At 73.3% G+C, this 15,823-nt stretch carries 16 protein-coding genes and 1 pseudogene; 8 read left to right on the top strand and 9 right to left on the bottom strand.

What is annotated here, in order from left to right:
• Nucleotides 1-4: 4 nt before the first annotated feature.
• Nucleotides 5-616, top strand: coding sequence for a TetR/AcrR family transcriptional regulator (locus ACZ6R9_RS17240; protein WP_380480435.1), 612 nt, complete (start codon nt 5-7; stop codon nt 614-616).
• Between the two features lie 44 nt (nt 617-660).
• On the opposite strand, the gene ACZ6R9_RS17235 is transcribed toward ACZ6R9_RS17240, so the two are convergent.
• The 4 genes from ACZ6R9_RS17235 to thrS all read right to left on the bottom strand — a co-directional run bounded on the left by ACZ6R9_RS17235 (nt 661) and on the right by thrS (nt 4,309).
• Entirely contained in the window at nt 661-1,266 is a 606-nt protein-coding gene (locus ACZ6R9_RS17235) for a vitamin K epoxide reductase family protein (protein ID WP_465538749.1), read from the bottom strand.
• 4 nt (nt 1,267-1,270) lie between these two features.
• Nucleotides 1,271-2,065: a DsbA family protein gene (locus ACZ6R9_RS17230; RefSeq protein WP_465538748.1), complete on the bottom strand. Its 795-nt coding sequence runs from the start codon at nt 2,063-2,065 to the stop codon at nt 1,271-1,273.
• Between the two features lie 176 nt (nt 2,066-2,241).
• Nucleotides 2,242-2,880, bottom strand: a complete 639-nt coding sequence (locus tag ACZ6R9_RS17225) for a hypothetical protein (protein WP_380480441.1) — start codon at nt 2,878-2,880, stop codon at nt 2,242-2,244.
• Between the two features lie 214 nt (nt 2,881-3,094).
• Nucleotides 3,095-4,309, bottom strand: coding sequence for a threonine--tRNA ligase (gene thrS, locus ACZ6R9_RS17220; protein WP_465538747.1), 1,215 nt, complete (start codon nt 4,307-4,309; stop codon nt 3,095-3,097).
• Nucleotides 4,310-4,545: 236 nt separating this feature from the next.
• Here thrS and ACZ6R9_RS17215 point away from each other — a divergent pair, with 236 nt between their 5' ends.
• The 3 genes and pseudogenes from ACZ6R9_RS17215 to ACZ6R9_RS17205 all read left to right on the top strand — a co-directional run.
• Entirely contained in the window at nt 4,546-5,316 is a 771-nt protein-coding gene (locus tag ACZ6R9_RS17215) for a hypothetical protein (RefSeq protein ID WP_465538746.1), read from the top strand.
• A 210-nt stretch (nt 5,317-5,526) separates the two neighbouring features.
• Nucleotides 5,527-6,858, top strand: a complete 1,332-nt coding sequence (locus ACZ6R9_RS17210; protein WP_465538745.1) for a cytochrome P450 — start codon at nt 5,527-5,529, stop codon at nt 6,856-6,858.
• 21 nt (nt 6,859-6,879) lie between these two features.
• Nucleotides 6,880-7,053: pseudogene (locus ACZ6R9_RS17205) on the top strand (SDR family oxidoreductase); the annotation flags it as partial.
• Between the two features lie 310 nt (nt 7,054-7,363).
• Here ACZ6R9_RS17205 and ACZ6R9_RS17200 read toward each other — a convergent pair.
• From ACZ6R9_RS17200 to ACZ6R9_RS17190, 3 genes are all read right to left on the bottom strand, one after another.
• Nucleotides 7,364-8,056 carry a hypothetical protein gene (locus tag ACZ6R9_RS17200; protein WP_465538744.1) on the bottom strand — a complete coding sequence of 231 codons (693 nt, stop codon included), beginning with the start codon at nt 8,054-8,056 and terminating at the stop codon, nt 7,364-7,366.
• A gap of 126 nt (nt 8,057-8,182) precedes the next feature.
• Nucleotides 8,183-9,325 carry a Cmx/CmrA family chloramphenicol efflux MFS transporter gene (locus ACZ6R9_RS17195; protein ID WP_465538743.1) on the bottom strand — a complete coding sequence of 381 codons (1,143 nt, stop codon included), beginning with the start codon at nt 9,323-9,325 and terminating at the stop codon, nt 8,183-8,185.
• A gap of 400 nt (nt 9,326-9,725) precedes the next feature.
• Nucleotides 9,726-10,118, bottom strand: a complete 393-nt coding sequence (locus tag ACZ6R9_RS17190) for a DnaJ family domain-containing protein (RefSeq protein ID WP_465538742.1) — start codon at nt 10,116-10,118, stop codon at nt 9,726-9,728.
• A gap of 137 nt (nt 10,119-10,255) precedes the next feature.
• On the opposite strand from ACZ6R9_RS17190, the gene ACZ6R9_RS17185 reads away from it, so the two are divergent.
• From ACZ6R9_RS17185 to ACZ6R9_RS17170, 4 genes are all read left to right on the top strand, one after another.
• On the top strand, nt 10,256-11,041 hold the full coding sequence (locus ACZ6R9_RS17185; RefSeq protein ID WP_465538741.1) for a hypothetical protein: 786 nt from the start codon (nt 10,256-10,258) through the stop codon (nt 11,039-11,041).
• A complete protein-coding gene (locus ACZ6R9_RS17180) occupies nt 11,038-11,379 on the top strand; it encodes a winged helix-turn-helix domain-containing protein (protein ID WP_380480457.1) in 342 nt (113 codons plus the stop codon). The genes ACZ6R9_RS17185 and ACZ6R9_RS17180 overlap by 4 nt, the downstream gene beginning before the upstream one ends.
• A gap of 224 nt (nt 11,380-11,603) precedes the next feature.
• Complete coding sequence (locus ACZ6R9_RS17175; RefSeq protein ID WP_465538740.1) at nt 11,604-12,164, top strand: GNAT family N-acetyltransferase; 561 nt, start codon at nt 11,604-11,606, stop codon at nt 12,162-12,164.
• 93 nt (nt 12,165-12,257) lie between these two features.
• On the top strand, nt 12,258-12,917 hold the full coding sequence (locus ACZ6R9_RS17170; RefSeq protein WP_380480461.1) for an SDR family oxidoreductase: 660 nt from the start codon (nt 12,258-12,260) through the stop codon (nt 12,915-12,917).
• Here ACZ6R9_RS17170 and ACZ6R9_RS17165 read toward each other — a convergent pair.
• On the bottom strand, nt 12,914-14,248 hold the full coding sequence (locus tag ACZ6R9_RS17165) for a condensation domain-containing protein (RefSeq protein WP_465538739.1): 1,335 nt from the start codon (nt 14,246-14,248) through the stop codon (nt 12,914-12,916). The genes ACZ6R9_RS17170 and ACZ6R9_RS17165 overlap by 4 nt on opposite strands.
• A 256-nt stretch (nt 14,249-14,504) precedes the next feature.
• Nucleotides 14,505-15,482 (bottom strand): ROK family protein, encoded by a 978-nt coding sequence (locus ACZ6R9_RS17160; RefSeq protein WP_465538738.1) that lies wholly within the window; start codon nt 15,480-15,482, stop codon nt 14,505-14,507.
• Nucleotides 15,483-15,823 lie beyond the last annotated feature (341 nt).

The following is a 15,823-nucleotide window of genomic DNA, read 5'->3' as shown; positions in this document are numbered from 1 at the left end:
TCACATGGGGGAGAAGCGGAACCTGCACCCGCTGACCGGCGAACAGGGCGCGCCCGTACGCGACCTGGCGGCCCGGGAGCGGATCCTCGAAACCACGCTGCGGGTCCTGTCCCGGGTCGGCTACGCCAAGGCGACGGTCGGCGGCATCGCGCAGGAGGCCGGCGTCGGCAAGGCCACCGTCTACCGGTCCTGGCCGCACAAGGCCGCACTCACCCTGGACGCCGTCCGCACCCGGCTGCCGGACATCCCCGTGGACGACCTCGGCGACAGCCCGCGCGAAATCCTCGCCGTGGCCCAGGCCCTGGCCGGCCTCTACGGCGCCCCGCAGGTCCGGGCCATCCTGCCCGCGCTGATCTCGGACGCCGCCACCGACCCCGAACTCGCCCACCGCCTGCGCACCGAACTCGTCGAGCCCCGCCGCGCCCGATCCGCCACCGTGCTGCGCCGCGCCATCACCCGGGGCGTCCTCCCCGCCGACACCGACGTCCTCACCCTGCTCGACATGTGGGCCGGCCTGATGCTCTTCCGCGGCGTCATGCTGGACGGCGGCCTCGACGAGCGGGGCGTCCAGGCCCTGGTCTCGGCGGCGCTGGCCTCCCCGCCAAGGACGCCCTGAAACGCCGAAAGGGCCGACCAGGTGGGCCGGCCCTTTTCGGAGCGTCAGAGGAGGGTGGACCAGTAGTACCAGAACCTGGTCAGGATGAGCAGGGCTATCAGCAGGAAGCCGGCCGCCGGGACCAGCCACTGGTGGCCGAGGGCGGCCAGGCGGCGGACGGCGGGCGGGCTGGGCAGGATTCCGGTGCGGACGTTGTGGACGGTGGTGGACCAGAAGAGGGTGATGACCACGGCCCACACCACCATGCAGTAGGGGCACAGGGCGCCGATCTCGTACAGCGCCTGGCGGATGAGCCAGGCGACGAAGCCGAGACCGACGAGGCTTCCGGCCTGCAGGGAGAGCCAGAACCAGCGGTGGTAGGAGGCGCCCGCGAGCAGGCCCGCGCCGATCGCGGCGAGGGCGCCGAAGGCGGCCAGGCCGAGGATCGGGTTGGGGAAGCCGAAGACCTCCGCCTGTTCGGTGCGCATGACCGAGCCGCAGCTGATGATCGGGTTGATGTTGCAGTTCGGCTGGAAGGCCGGGTTCTCGATCAGCCGGATCTTGTCCAGGGTGAGCTGGGCGGACGCGGCCAGGCCGAGCAGCCCGCTCAGCAGGATCAGCCAGGAGAAGCGGCGGCTGGCCCCGGTCGGCGTGGTTCGGGCCGTGGTCATCGCGTCACCCGCCCAGGGTCTGCTTGACCAGCGCGCTGAACTGCTCGCTGCCCAGCGCCTTGCCGTCCTTGCCGATCACGTCGAGGGTCTTGCCGTCGAGCTTGACGGTCGGGGTGCCGGAGACGCCGCTCTTGTTGAACGCGGCGGCGACCTTGGTGGCCCAGCCCTTGTAGGTGCCTTCGGTGACGGCCTTGGTGAAGGCCTCGGTCTTCAGGCCGGGGACCTGGCCGGCGAGGTCGAGGAGGTGGTTGACGTCGCCGAAGGCGTCCGAGCTCTCGGCGGGCTGGTTGGCGTACAGCACGTCGTGGAACTGCTTGAACTTGTCGACGCCCTCGTTCAGCGCGGCGCCCGCCGCGGCCAGGGCGGTGCGCGAGCCCTTGCCGCCGAGGTTGTTGTCGAGGAACGCGGCCAGGTGGTACTCGATCTTGTACTGGCCCTGGTCGGCGAGTTCCTTGACGGCCGGGCCGGCCGAGGTCTCGAAGGTCTCGCAGACCGGGCAGCGGAAGTCCTCGTACACGGCCAGGGTGTGCGGGGCGTCGGGGTTGCCGTACACGACCACGGTGTTGTCGGGGCCGGTGGCGTTGGCGGGGACGGCGACCGGGCCGCCCGCCGAGTCGGAGTTCTTGGAGGCCTTCACGGCGAGGGTGGTGCCACCCGCGATCACGGCGACGGCCGCGACGACCGAGATGCCGATGGTGAGGGTGCGGCGGCGCTTGGCGCGCAGCGCCTCCGCCTTCTGGGCCTGCTTCAGGCGCTCGCGGGCCGAGACCGTCTTGGCGGACTTGTGGGTGCTGGGCATGATGATCCGTCTCCTCTGCACCCGGCGGCGGGCGGCGCGGCCCGGCTCCGGCAGGTGGTCTCACCTGGACGGGAGCAGGGGCGGGCGGCCCCGCGGGGTGCGGGTCACAACATGGGGTGATGGGCAGCGGGATTGCCCGGAGACGGCCGCGGTGCGCGTCGTGCGAGGTGAGGCCGTCAGCAGGCGAAAGCCGGCTGCGGCGGTCCGCGACGCGGGGCGGGGGTGTGGACGGCGTCCTGCGGACGGCGCGGGGCGGGCTCGATGCCCGCCGGGGGCAGCAGCTCGGCCGGGCAGGCCGGGCGGGCCGCCAGCAGCAGCGCGCGCCAGCGGCCGGGCAGCAGCCGGGCCACCGTGCGCAGGGCCTCGCCGACCCCGTCGAGGGCGGCGTCGGCCAGCCGCAGCCAGGCCGCGGCGGCCAGCGCGACCGCCAGGTGCACGCCCAGCACCAGCAGGCGCAGCATGCTTGCCGAGTTGTGCGTCCACTGCGCGAACAGTTCGGAGCCGCTGACCTGGTCGCCGCCGCAGACCAGCAGGTCCACGCCGTGCACGGGCCGGGAACAGGCGTCCTGGCCGAGATTGAAGACGGTGTTCAGCAGCAGTTCGACCGGCACCAGCACCGCGGACAGCAGCAGGAAGCGGCGGCGCGCGCCGTCCAGCAGGACCGCGAGCAGGAAGACCGCGACGCAGGCCACCCCCACCAGGGTGAGCGGCAGGGCACGGCCGGTGATCGCCACCTGGCCGAACGCGGCCAGCGGCACGGCGAGCGCGGTGAACACCGCGCCCCGCAGGGCCCTGGTCGCGTGAATGCCGGTCATGGCTCCGGAGTATGCCACGCCGAAGGTCCCCCGCACGAGGGCCCATCGGCCCCCGTGACAGCCGCCCGACCTGCGGATAAGCCCTGGATAAAGGGGACTTCGACGTTTGGCGGGGCCGCTGGCGGCCTGGTCGGGACCCGCTCGGCCCGGGGTGCGGCGTGGGGCTCGTCACGCCACCACTGTGACCCCCACCACACCGTCGGGCGGCGGGAGTTCACCAGAGATCGACAGTGTGCGCCCGCACCTTCGCCCCGATCCGGGCCAGCACCTCCTCGGCGGGCAGCGGGTCGAGCCGGCGGCCGTCACGCAGCCGCACCGCCAGGGCGCCGCTCGCGGCCTCGCGCGGACCGAGCACCACCTGGTACGGGACCAGCCGGGCCTCCCGGACCCGGGCACCCAGCGAACCGCGCTCCGCCCCCAGCACCTCGGCCCGCAGATCCAGCTCCAGGCAGCGGGCGGCCAACGCGCGCGCCGCGCCCTCCTGCTCCCCGCCGAGCGGCAGCACCGCCAACTGCACCGGCGCCAGCCACGCCGGGAACGCCCCGCGGTGCTGCTCGATCAGGTGCGCCGCCGCCCGCTCCACACTGCCGACCACCGCCCGGTGCACCATCACCGGCCGGTGCCGCGCCCCGTCCCGGCCGATGTAGTGCAGGTCGAACTGCTCGGGCTGGTGGAAATCGACCTGCACGGTGGACAGGGTCGACTCGCGGCCCGCGCCGTCCACCACCTGCACATCGATCTTCGGCCCGTAGAACGCGGCCTCGCCGACGCCCTCCTCGTACGGCACACCGAGCTCGTCCAGCACCCCCACCAGCAGCGCGGTCGCCCGCTCCCACAGCTCCGGCCGGGCCACGTACTTCCCGCCGCCGCCCGGCAGCGACAGCCGGTAGCGGGACGGGGTGATGCCCATCGCCCGGTACGCCACCGCGATCAGCTCCAGCGCGCCGCGCGCCTCCCCGGCGACCTGGTCCAGGGTGCAGAAGATGTGCCCGTCGTTCAGCTGGATCGCCCGCACCCTGGTCAGCCCGCCCAGTACGCCCGACCGCTCCGAACGGTACATGCCGCCCAACTCGGCCATCCGCAGCGGAAGTTCACGGTAGCTGCGGGAACGGGAACGGAACATCACGGCGTGGTGCGGGCAGAGGCTGGGACGCAGGACGAGCTGGTCGTCCTCGCCCATCGACATCGGCGGGAACATGTCGTCCCGGTAGTGCGCCCAGTGCCCCGAACGCTCGTACAGCTCGCGCTTGCCCAGCACCGGCGAGTACACGTGACGGTAGCCCGCGCGCCGCTCCAGGGCGCGGATGAAATCCTCCAGGCTCTGCCGCAGCACGGCGCCGTCCGGCAGCCAGAACGGCAGACCCGAACCGATCAGCGGATCGGTGTCGAACAGGTCCAGCTCGCGGCCCAGTTTGCGATGGTCGAACACGGCGGTCTCCTCTCCGGAAGGGGGACGAGCCACCACGGACGCACATGCGAAAGCCCCGGGCGCTCGGCCCCGGGGCTTGATCAGAACAGCAGTCAGCGCGCCGGGACACTCTCCGGCGTCGTCGTCAGCATCGCAGCGCGCTTCATGACCGGCACGCTAGCAGGCCGGGCGTCGGGAGGCGCGGCATTTGTGCGCCAACGGGCGTCGGGAGGCGCGGCATTTGTGCGCCAACGGGCGTGCCAGTCCGCCGCCTGGCCGCCCACCCCGACCCGCACGTGCGCCACCGCACCGCCCAGCGCAGCGACCTCACCCCTGAACTGGTCGCCCTGCTCGCCGCCGACCCCGACCCGGACGTCCGCCGGCGCGCCGAAGCCGAACCCGCCCCGCGCCGCCGCGCCCAAACCCTCGCCCTCAACCGGATCGGCTGCTGCGCCGAACCGAGCAGCCACGCCTGGCTGCTGCGCCAAGTCGCCGACCAGCCCGGCCTCGACTGGTACCACGCCTGCGCCCACTCCCCGCTCCCGCTGCTGCGCCGCGCCGCCGCCACCTGCCCCGAACTCGACGCCACCACGGTCCGCCGACTCGCCGCCGACCCCGACCGTGAGGTGCGCCTGCTGCTCGCCCTGCACCACCCCGACGCGCCACCCACCCTGCTGTTGGACGCCTACCTCGCCCTCCCGGACCACCGGCTCCGGCTGCGTCTGCGGGACACCTTCCCGGTGCGTGGCCTCCCGGCCGCACTCGCCCGGCACGAGGAGCCCGAGGTGCGCGAACTCGCCGCCGCCGACCCGGAGTTCGACGGCGACCTGGCCGCGCTGCGGGCCGACCCCGACCCGAACGTCCGCCGCGCCGCCACCGCGAACCCCCGCACACCGGTCGGCATCGTCACCGCACTGCTCGCCGACCCGGACGCGGCCGACGAACTACGCGAAGGGGCCGCGGCCAGCCCGCACCTGACGCAGCGTCAATTCATTGAGCTGCTCGACCGGTTGGACATGCCGCGCTGATGGGGCGGGCGTGGATGCCGCGGTCGCCCGCACCGGTGTGAGGACCAGCGACGCGTCACCGCAAGGGTGGACCGGCCCTCGACCAGGAGGGGCTCAGTGGGCTGCTGAAGGCCGGATGAGGGCCGACCCGGTCGGTTGCAGGCGGGGGTCGGGTGCCCACGCTCCGTTAAGGTGGGTGCCGTTCGGGCGGGCCGGCAGGGGAGAGATGTGATGGTGACGGCAGCGGACAGTGGCCTTCCGAAGCTCGATGCCGAGGAGTTGGTGCGCTGGCGGTCCGGGGGTGGGCGGCTGGTCGATCTGCTGACGGCCGCTCAGCGGCTCGGTCCCGTGGCCGGGTTCCGGATCGGCGGTCGGCAGGTGGTGCTGGTCACCGGGCCCGAGGAGGTTCAACAGGTGCTGGCCCGCCAGCCCGACACGTACGTCAAGCACGGGCATCGCGCGAAGGTGCTGCTCGGGGACGGCCTGCTGTGCGCCGCCGGTGAGCCGTGGCGGCGCCAACGCAAGCTGCTGCAGCCGCAGTTCACCGTGCGCGGCATCCGCACCTACGAGCCGCAGCTGCGCGCCGCGGTGGCGGCGTTCGCCGACCGGTGGCGGGCTGCCGCCGACAGCGGTGAGATGCGCGAACTCGATGCCGACCTGCGGTACTTCTCGCTGGACGTGATCTGGCGCGCGCTCACCGCGCAGGCGCTGGACGAGCCCACGTACCGGCAGCTGGTCGCCGCCGGGGACAGCCTCGCCGCGATCCCCGCGTTCGCCCCCGCGACCGGCGAGAGCACCGCCGACTTCAGCCGGGCCGTCGCTGACGCCGACCAGGCCGCCGAGCACGCCATCGCGCTCGCCCGGCAGGCCGCGGAACCCACCCTGATCGCGGTGCTGCTCCGCGCCGCCCGCGAACTGCCGGGCTACGACGAGCAGTTGGTGCGTGACGAGCTGCTCACCCTGATGGTGGCCGGCTATGAGACCACCGCCACCACCCTCGGCTGGCTGTTCCTGCTGCTCGACGCCCACCCCGAGCAGCGTGACTTGGTGCTGTCCGCCGGGCCCGCGGGCTCCGCCGAGCGGGCGTCGGCGATCCGCGCGCTGATCGACGAGACGCTGCGGCTGTACCCCGTCGCCTGGCTGATGCCCCGGCACGCCGCCGAGACCGGCACCGTCGGCGGCCACCTCGTCCCCGCCGGAGCGACCGTGCTCCTCTGCCCCTACCTGACGCACCGGGACCCGGCGCTGTGGCCCGACCCCGAAACCTTCCGCCCGCAGCGCTTCCTGGCCGCCGAACGGCGCCCCGTGCCCGGCACCTACTTCCCGTTCGGCCTCGGCCCGCGCGCCTGCATCGGCGCGCAGTTCGCGCTGCGGGAGATGACGCTGCTGCTGGAGGAGCTGCTGCCCGCGTTCCGGCCGGAGATCCGCGAGCGACCGAGCACGGTCGGCTACCGGCTGACCGTCCACCCCGACGGGCCGGTGCGGGCGGTGCTGCACCGGGCGGTGCGGGAGCGGGCGGTGCGGGACCGGACTGTGCCCGATCGGGCGGAAAACTGCTTGTGAGCGGGGGTGGCGGGTTGCCAGCCCACCGACACCGGTTGGATGAACGACGCGGTCCGCGCCGACGTCCTCGCCCGCACGCCGTTGGCCCGCCCCGGTACCCCGCAGGACGCGGCCCGGTTGATCGACTTCCTCTGCTCTCCGTCCGGGCAGTGGATCAACGGTCAACTCCTGCAGAGCGACGGCGGCTACCAGTAGCGTTGTCGGTGCCCGCCTCCCGGGAGCCGGCGGGGGCGACCGGCGACGATGACAGCGAGTTCGTCGCGCACGTGGACCAGAGAGCCTGTGTGGCTTCGTCGTGCAGAGCGAGGACAAGGGCGTCCGTTTCGGCCTGCTGTGCACCGCAGGCCACGGCGCACTCCCCGACCGGCAGTGGGGCCACTCCGGCCTCCAGAGGCGGAGCGTCGTATGGGCCGGGCTGCTGAAGCCGCCGTGGGAGCCGGACCGTGCCACCGCCGAGTGGATCACGGCTGCGGGGTCGGGCGGCCGGCCCACCGGGCTGAGCCGTTCAGGCCCTGTGTTCGGCGCGCTCGCGCAACTCGCGGGTGCGGGCGGCGAGTTCGTTCAGGGTGAGGCCGGCCGTGCCGTCCGTCAGGCTGCCCAGGGTGGAGCCGTCCGCCCAGGCGCAGACCGGGACTTCGCGGTCGGTGTCCCGGAGGAGCGCGCAGGCGATCGCGCCGCCGAGCGGGCCGGGGTCGAAGGTGCGCAGGCCCGTGACGGCGGTGCCGTCGCGGAGGGTGGTGGCGTCGGTGGGGGAGTAGCCGCCGAGCATACGGGTGGCCGCCTCGGCGGCGTCCGGCACCGAGCCGCTCATCGCCACCGCCAGCAACTCCGCCTCCGCGAGACCGGTCGCCCCCGGCGGCCCGTACGCCACCACCTGGATGCTGCGGGGCACGTAGCGCTTGGCGTTGTCCGACTCGTACGCGGCGCGCAGCCGGGCCAGATCCTGATCCTCCGTCACCTGCGACAGGCCCGCGAACTCGGCCGGCAGCGCGACCTTGCGCCGCTCCACCTCCCCGTCCATCGCCGAGACGGCCAGCACCGCGAGGGCGACCGCTGCCGCCGTCCCGATGCCGAAGCCGACCTGCCTGCCCGTCAGCCGCCGGTACCACGGCACCGGCGGCTGCGGCGCCTCCCCCGCTGCCCAGACCGCCCGCAGGCCGTCGTACCCCGACAGCGGGTGCTGCTCGGTACCGGTCACGGAGTCCCCCGACTGAAGTGGAATCAGATCGTCCGATCGGACGATGGCCAGCACTCTACAACCACGCTGACCAGCGCCGACGTGGGGCCAGGGGGATGGGTTGCGGCGGGGCGTGTTGGTGGGTGGTCAGGCGTCGGTGCGGGCCGGGGCGCGGTTGCGGAGGGTCGGGGTGAGCAGCAGGGCGATTGCGGTGAGGGCTGCGGCGGTGTGGAGGGGGCCGGTGGGGGAGGGGAGGGTGATGGCGGCGAGGAGCGGGCCGGTGGTGGCGCCGAGGTTGAGGGCGGCTGTCGCGTAGGCCCCGGCCATGGTGGGTGCGCCCGGGGCGGCGGTCAGGGCGCAGGTGATCAGGGTGCCGCCGACGGCGAAGGAGAGCGCACCGAGCAGCGGAACGAGGACCGGCAGCGCGCTCGGCCAGCCGGCCAGCGCCGCCCAGCCGAGTGGCAGCAGCGGGCCCGCCACCGCGAGGAGCCGCAGCGAATGGCGGTCGGCGAGCCGTCCGGCGACCCCCACGCCCAGGACCGTGCCGAGGCCGAACAGCACCAGCACCACGGGCACCCAGCGAGGCCCGAGCCCGGCCGGGCCGGTCACCAGCGGGGCGAGGAAGGTGAACGCGGCGAAGGTTCCGGCGTTCACCAGCGCGCCCAGCAGCAGCACCCGCAGCAGCCGGGGCCGGGCGAGTTCGGCGAGTTCGGCACGCAACGCGGAAGGCCCGTGCGTGCCGACCCGTCCGGCCGGGACACCCCGCAGCACCCCGACGGCGGCCGGTGCGCAGAGCAGCGCCACCGCCCAGAACGAGGCACGCCAGCCCAGCAGTTGACCGAGCAGCGCCCCCGCCGGAACCCCCACCACCGTGGCCGCCGTCGTCCCCGACAGCAGCACGCCCACCGCGCGCCCCCGCCGCTCGGGTGCGACCAGCCCGGCCGCCGCCGTCACCGCAAGGGCGAGGAACCCGGCGTTCGCGAACGCCGCCACCACCCGGCTGACACACAGCACCTCGAACGACGCGGCCGTGGCACCCACCACGTGGGCCACCGCGAACAGCACGATGAAGGCGAACAACCCGGCCCGGCGCGGCCACCGGCGCGCCAACGCCGCCATCGGCGGGGCGCCCGCGACCATGCCGATCGCGAACGCCGAGGTCAACAGGCCGGCCGTGCCGACGGATACGCCGAGTTCGGCGGCGAGATCCGGCAGCAGGCCGGACAGCATGAACTCCGAGGTGCCCATGGCGAACACCGCCAGGGCGAGCAGATACAGGGCAAGAGGCATCGCACGGAACTCCGGGGTGAGGAGCGGAAACGGACAGCCGTCTCGTCACCCGGAGTCCGAAAGCACGCCCCAGTGCCGCGCGGCCCTCGACGGGGCGGCGCGGCAGGCAGGGGCAGGACTCAGGTGTTCAGGGGCCGACGGCAGGGCCGAAGACCCCCACCTCGTCCGACTCGGGGCTCACCACGCTGCGCACGCTACCGAACGATGCCCGCCCGGTCAGCCGAATTTCTGCCGCGCCCCTGCCTCGGCCGGGCGTCGGACCTTCTTGCCCAGCGACATCGCGGCCGCCTCGCAGCCGTTGGCGCGGGACAGCGCGACGGCGGCCGTGCGCGGCACCGCTCGGCGGTTCTCGACCGCCAACCCGCCGCTGCGGTACGGGTTTTCGGCGGCCGGTCCAGGATCAGGTGCGGCGCCGGGCGGCGACCTCGGCCTCGATGTCCACCGGCGCGACCCCGAGCGGCGGGCCTTCGAGGGGGCGGCGCAGGGCCGCGTCGATACGGGAGTTGACCTCGGCCAGCCGCTTGCGCAGCAGCTCTTCGGTGGGGGCGAGGCGGGCGGCCTCGAGTGCCTCGTGCAGCTCGTTGCGCAGGACGAGGGACGGCGGCAGCGAGCTCAGGCCCTCGCGTTCCAGCTTCTCCCGCAGCCACCACATCTCGTGGTACGGCCGGTTCTCGTGGGCGAGCGGTTTGCCCGCGCCCGGCAGGTTGTCGAACTCGCCGCGCTCGGTGGCCTCCCGGATCTGCCGGTCGACCCAGCTCTCGAAGGTGACGCCCGGGGGTTTGCGGTCGGTCATGGCGGGTTCCTCCCGTTCTTCCGTGTGCGGATCGCTGCACCTCCAAGCCTACGTCCTCGCCCAACTCTGCTTCTGGAGCGGGGAGATGGCGGGTGAGGTGCCTTGCGGAAACTGGTTTGTCATGCAAACCTGACGGCATGACAGACGCATCGCTGCCCCCGTCCGGCACTCCGCACGAAGTCCTGGCCGGCCTGGGCGAGTTGACCCGCAAGGTGCGCGCCGCGCAGCGCGGCACCTGGTTCCCGCTGCTGCTGCTCGGCGGGCTCACGCTCGGCGGGATCCTGGTCAGCCGCCTCACCTACCGGATCCTGTCCGTCCCCTGCCCCGAGCTCGCGGCGGGCGCCGGTTGCACCCTCGTCAGGCAGGGCTCGCCGCTCTACTGGCCGGTCGGACTCGCCCTCGCCTACCTGGCGACCGCGGTCTTCTACGTCCGCCGCGCCCGCAACCGGGGCGTCGGCACCGCCGTCCGGCCCTACGTCCTCACCGGCATCGCCCTGCTCGCCGTGGTGGCCGCCACCTCGTTCTGGGTCACCCGGAACGGGATGCCGCAGCCCGGCGCACCGCTCGACTTCTGGGGCCTGCACCTCGACCCCGCCGCCCCGGCGACCAGGTTCCTCTCGCGGTTGATGGGCGGCGCCCTGGCCGTCGGACTGCCGCTGCTGGTGCTGGCCCGGGTGGAACGCAGCCGCGTCCTGCTGCTGCTCGCCGCGCTGTACCTGGCCATCGAGTTGGTCCCGCTCACCTCCGGCTGGGCGGGCATCCCGACCACCTCACCCTGGGCCTTCCTACCGCAGTACGCCGTCCCTGGCACTCTCCTGCTGCTAGGCGCCCTCGGCTTCGGCCTGGCCGAGCGGTTCGGCGGGCGGTTCGGCGAGCGGTTCGGTGGGCGGTTCGGCGGGCGCTCTGGTGGGCGCGCCGCGTGAGGACCGAACAGCCCGAACAGCACCCCGCGGTCGGCCTGGACGACGTTGTCCACCAACGCGTCCGCCTCGGCATCCTCACGGTCGCCCACCAGGCGCGCCGGGTCGAATTCGGCTTCCTGCGCACGGCACTCGGCCTCACCGCAGGCAATCTCAGTCAGCACTTGGCGGTGCTCGAAAAGGCCGGACTGATCGCCGTCGAGAAGGGCTACGAGGGCCGCCGCGCCCGCACGTGGCTCACCCTCACGCCCGCCGGGGACCGTGCGCTCCAGGAGGAAGTCACCCAGCTCAAGCGGCTCATCCAGCAGATCGAGAACGGGCGTTCGGGGTCGGCCTCCTGATTCCCACCCAGACCGGCGGCGGCCGAAGCGGTGGAGGCCACTGCTCGGGCGGACGGCGATCCTGCGCCGGGTGCCGCCGGAGTGGCGCCGATCCGGCCGGTCGGTGGCAGAACGGGGGAGGAACTCGCCGAGGCCCGGCCGGAGTTGAGGCGGGACAGACCCGTAGCGAGGGCGCTGCGCGTAGGCTGCCGTTTCGTCCGATCTTCTGCGACGAGGACTCAACCATGGGCAGCCGCACCACCGTTCGCCTGATCGCTCCCGCCGACGCCGGCCCGATAGCCGCGCACCGCGCGCGCGACGCCGAGGCCTTCCGGCGGTGGGAACCGGCCCAACCGGCCGCGTTCTTCACCCCGGAGGGCCAGACGGAGCGGATCGACCGGCTGCTGACCGCCCACCGCGCCGGGACGGTCTGGCCGGGCGTGGTGCTCGCCGACGACCACGTGATCGGGCAGGTCACCGTCGAAGGCATCCTGCCGCAGCCCCACCTGCGTCGCGCCTCGCTCGGCTACTGGATCGCCACCACCGCCCAGAACCAGGGCCACGCCGGGCGCGCCGTCGGCCTCGCGCTGAAAGTGATGGCGGAGGAACTCGGGCTGCACCGCGTCGAAGCGTCCACCAGCCTGGAGAACCTGCCGTCCCAACACGTGCTGCGCCGCAACGGATTCAGCCCGTGCGGCCTCGCGCACGCGTCGATCCTGCTCGACGGGCGCTGGCAGGACTCCTTGCTGTGGGAGCGGATCCTCGACGACCGATCGACCGCAGTGCCTACCGCGAAGGGCAGTTGACCTCGCGCCGGGTGCGGGCCGAACTCACCCGTCCGTATGGCGGGTCGGCTGGGCTCCGACGGGAAGCGATCACTCGGGCGTACGGTCGGGCGCATGCGTATTGTCATTGCTGGTGGTCATGGTCAGATCGCGCTTCGGCTTGAACGGCTGCTCAGTGCGCGGGGAGACGAGGTCGCGGGGATCGTCCGGCGGCCGGAGCAGGCGGGTGATCTGCTGGCGGCGGGTGCCGAACCCGTGGTGTGCGACCTGGAGTTGGCGTCGGTCGCCGAGGTGGCCCGGCATCTGGAGGGCGCCGATGCGGTGGTGTTCGCGGCCGGGGCGGGGCCGGGCAGCGGGGCGGCCCGGAAGGACACGGTTGATCGTGGGGCCTGTGTGCTGCTCGCGGACGCGGCCGAGGCTGCCGGGGTGCGGCGCTTTCTGGTGGTGTCCGCGATGGGGGCCGACCGGGAGCCCCCGGCCGGGACCGATCCGGTGTTCGCCGCCTACCTGCGCGCCAAGGCGGCGGCCGACGCCGAGGTGCGGTCCCGCCCCGGGCTCGACTGGACAGTGCTGCGGCCGGGCCACCTGACCGACGAGCCGGGCACCGGGTTGGTGGAGCTGACCTCGTCCACGGGGCGCGGGAAGGTACCGCGCGACGACGTGGCGGCCGTCCTGGTCGCGCTGCTCGACGAGCCGGGGACGGCCGGGCTGACCTTGGAGCTGACCGACGGCAACTCGACCGTGGGCGAGGCGGTTTCGGCGCTCGTCGGTTAGCCCGTGGCGGCGGGGTTCGCCATCGCCAGCAGGGTCTCGCGCAGGGTGTGCTGGAGGCGGGCCATGGTCCGGTGGGCCTGTGGGAGATCGACGTAGATCGAGTTGATGTGCAGGCCGTCGGCGTCCCGCTGGAACCACGAGGTGGTGCCGTTCACGCGCGACACCCAGACGTGCGCCATCGGGCGCCAGCGGTCGTGGTGCTCGGCTCCCGGGCACTTGCGCATGTCGATGTAGGAGAGGAAGTTCACCGGGAACGGCCAGCAGCGGCCGGTGAAATGCTCGGGTGCGAGGAGTTCCCAGGCCCGGACGAAGGGCACGTCGAGGCTCTCCATCATGGTCGAGAAGCCGTCCCGGACTCCGGCGAGGAGTTGGGGGAAGTCCAGGTCTCTGGCGACGGAGAACTCGATCGGCAGGGTGTTGACGAACCACCCGAGGGAGTCCCGCCAGGTGCCCCGGCCGCGTTCGCTGAGCGGCATCAGGGCGCGGTAGAGGTCTGGTCCGCCCTCCTCGCGCAGAGCGATCGCCACGGCGGCGAAGAGTCCCATGAACAGCTTTCCGCCCGCGTCCTGGCAGCGGGCCTCCAGTGCGGCGGCCTGGTGCCCGTCCAGCAGGGTCGCGGATTCGTTGACCGGCGGGTACAGGCGGCCGGGCTCGGTGCCGAGATCCAGCGGGAACTGCGGGAAGAATCCGTCATTCCGGGCGATGAACGACTTCCAGTAGGTGAGGCGGTCGTCGTCCACGCCGATGGACGCGTAGCGGTGACGCTGCTCCCGGCCGAAATCCAGATAACTTCCCGCGGGCGGGAGGTCGGGGTGTTTTCCTGCGCGGTAAGCGGCGTACGCGATTTGCACGTCGCGGACCACATTCGGCATTGACATTCCGTCGGACACGATGTGGTCGAACGCGAGGTAGACCGTGGTGGGGCCGTCGTCCCGGACGACGGCCCCCATGGTGTAAGGCGGCCACTCCAGTGTGTCGATATGCTTCTGAAAGCTGCCGCTCAGGAACGCATGAACCTCCTGCGAGGTGTCGAATTCGCCCATGTGCACGGATTCCAGTTCGATGTCCTCCGGCCGGTGCACCGCGCAGGACAGGTCTCCCAGGAGCCGCTGGAACTCGCAGCGCAGGACCTGGTGCCGCTGGACCAGGAAGCGCAGCGCCGACTCCAGGGCCGCCCGGTCGAGCGGGCCCTCGACCTCGAAGGTGACGGCGAGCCAGGAGGCGAGCGGTTCGCGGCTGTTGCGGGTCTCGTCGATCAGGGAGTGGTGCTTGTCCTGATTGAACGACGCGTTCCTGTCGTATTCCTCGCCGTGGCGGTCTGCGTACGCCACTCCCGAAGACCTGATATTCCATTGGACAATCTGCCCAGGCGCAATATCGGCCGATTCCAAGGGCGCTTGGCGCATGCTGGTGTTCTCCCGGGACGGAGGGGCGTTTTTGCGAATCGGCAAGGCGGAAGCGCCCGCACAAAGGGGCTGATTCGGCCGATTCAATACAGAACGTAACACCGTGCATTCGGGAAGTGGCTGACCGGCGCGGCACGAAATCACAGCCGCTGGGCGCCGCCGGGTTTAGCCGGGGGGAGCGTCACGAGAAGTGCGGCAGGCTCGGCCGGGCCAGGGCGGCGGCGCCGATGAGGCCGGCGTCGGTGCCGAGGTGGGCGGGGGTCAGGGCGAGGTTTCGGGTGAACGGGAGGGTCGCGTACGAGGCGAGGTGGTGGGCGAGGGGTGCGAAGAGGACGTCGCCCGCGCCTGCGACACCGCCGCCGATCACGGCGACGTCGAGTTCGACCAAGGTGGCGGTGGCGGCGATGCCGGCCGCCAGGGCGCGGGCAGCGCGGTCGAAGGCGGCCAGGGCGAGCGGGTCGCCGGCCTTCGCGGCGCGGGCGACGCCGGTGGCGGAGGTGTCGCCGTCGGGGCCGGGGCGCCAGCCGCTCTCGGCGGCGGTGCGGGCGATGGCCGTGCCGGAGGCGAGCCCTTCGAGGCAGCCGCGGGAGCCGCACGGGCACGGGCGGCCCTCGAAGTCGACGCTGATGTGGCCGAGATGGCCGGCGTTGCCGGTGGTGCCGGTGTGCAGACGGCCGTCCAGGACGAGTCCGGCGCCGACGCCGGTGGAGACCACCAGGCAGAGCGCGTTGCGGTACGGGCGGGCCGCGCCACGCCAGTGTTCGGCGGCGGTCATCGCGACCGCGTCACCGCCGAGGATCACCGGCAGGTCGCCGACGGCCGGGTGCGCGGTGGCCTCGGCGCGCAGCGGAAAGGCGCGCCAGCCCGGCAGGTTGACGGGGCTGACGGTGCCTTCGGCGATGTCGACCGGCCCGGCGCTGCCGATGCCGAGCGCCCGCACCCGGCTCCACTCGGGCAGCCGGGCCAAGCCGTCCAGGACGCGCGCGACGGCGGCCACCAGCTCGTGCCGGTCGCCGGTCGCCGGGGTCGGGACCTGGAGCCGGTGCAGCAGGGTGCCCCCGGTGTCGACCAGGCCGCCGGCGATCTTCGTGCCGCCGATGTCCAGCGCCGCGAGCAGCGGTTCGCCGGGGGTCGCGGGGTCGGCCGGGGGGTGGCTCATGGTGACGTCTCCACAGGTGGGACGGGGAGCGCCGTGGTGCGGGGCAGGGCGCCGTCGGATCGGGTCCTGTGATTCTGACCGCCTCTGACAACGTTGTCCAGCGCGAGGCGGCCCCGCCGGGACCGGGGGGTCCGCACGGCGGTCAGTGGCGCTGGACCTGCGTCGGACGGGGGCGGTCGGCGGGTGGTCGAGTGTTCGGGTCGGGTCGCTGCTTCGGGGACCGGGGCGGCGGCCAGGGCGCACCGGTGGTAGGCGGCGGTCAGGGTGGCGGCGGGGTGGCGGAGTTGGGAGGGGGTGAGGCCGGGTTGGCGTTGGGTGAGGCCACCGAGGGCGTCGCCGTC

It is taken from the genome of Kitasatospora sp. NPDC048662 (genome assembly GCF_055587065.1).
Note: the sequence above shows the minus strand (reverse complement) of the source record. Positions and strands in the feature narration are given on the sequence as shown.

What these genes read in the sequence shown, in the direction of transcription:
- ACZ6R9_RS17230 (WP_465538748.1), bottom strand. Translation starts at nt 2,065, where the DNA reads ATGCCCAGCACCCACAAGTCCGCCAAGACGGTCTCGGCCCGCGAGCGC.
- ACZ6R9_RS17175 (WP_465538740.1), top strand. Translation starts at nt 11,604, where the DNA reads ATGGGCAGCCGCACCACCGTTCGCCTGATCGCTCCCGCCGACGCCGGC.
- ACZ6R9_RS17210 (WP_465538745.1), top strand. Translation starts at nt 5,527, where the DNA reads ATGGTGACGGCAGCGGACAGTGGCCTTCCGAAGCTCGATGCCGAGGAG.
- ACZ6R9_RS17160 (WP_465538738.1), bottom strand. Translation starts at nt 15,482, where the DNA reads ATGAGCCACCCCCCGGCCGACCCCGCGACCCCCGGCGAACCGCTGCTC.
- ACZ6R9_RS17185 (WP_465538741.1), top strand. Translation starts at nt 10,256, where the DNA reads ATGACAGACGCATCGCTGCCCCCGTCCGGCACTCCGCACGAAGTCCTG.
- ACZ6R9_RS17170 (WP_380480461.1), top strand. Translation starts at nt 12,258, where the DNA reads ATGCGTATTGTCATTGCTGGTGGTCATGGTCAGATCGCGCTTCGGCTT.
- ACZ6R9_RS17240 (WP_380480435.1), top strand. Translation starts at nt 5, where the DNA reads ATGGGGGAGAAGCGGAACCTGCACCCGCTGACCGGCGAACAGGGCGCG.
- ACZ6R9_RS17190 (WP_465538742.1), bottom strand. Translation starts at nt 10,118, where the DNA reads ATGACCGACCGCAAACCCCCGGGCGTCACCTTCGAGAGCTGGGTCGAC.
- ACZ6R9_RS17195 (WP_465538743.1), bottom strand. Translation starts at nt 9,325, where the DNA reads ATGCCTCTTGCCCTGTATCTGCTCGCCCTGGCGGTGTTCGCCATGGGC.
- ACZ6R9_RS17235 (WP_465538749.1), bottom strand. Translation starts at nt 1,266, where the DNA reads ATGACCACGGCCCGAACCACGCCGACCGGGGCCAGCCGCCGCTTCTCC.
- ACZ6R9_RS17225 (WP_380480441.1), bottom strand. Translation starts at nt 2,880, where the DNA reads ATGACCGGCATTCACGCGACCAGGGCCCTGCGGGGCGCGGTGTTCACC.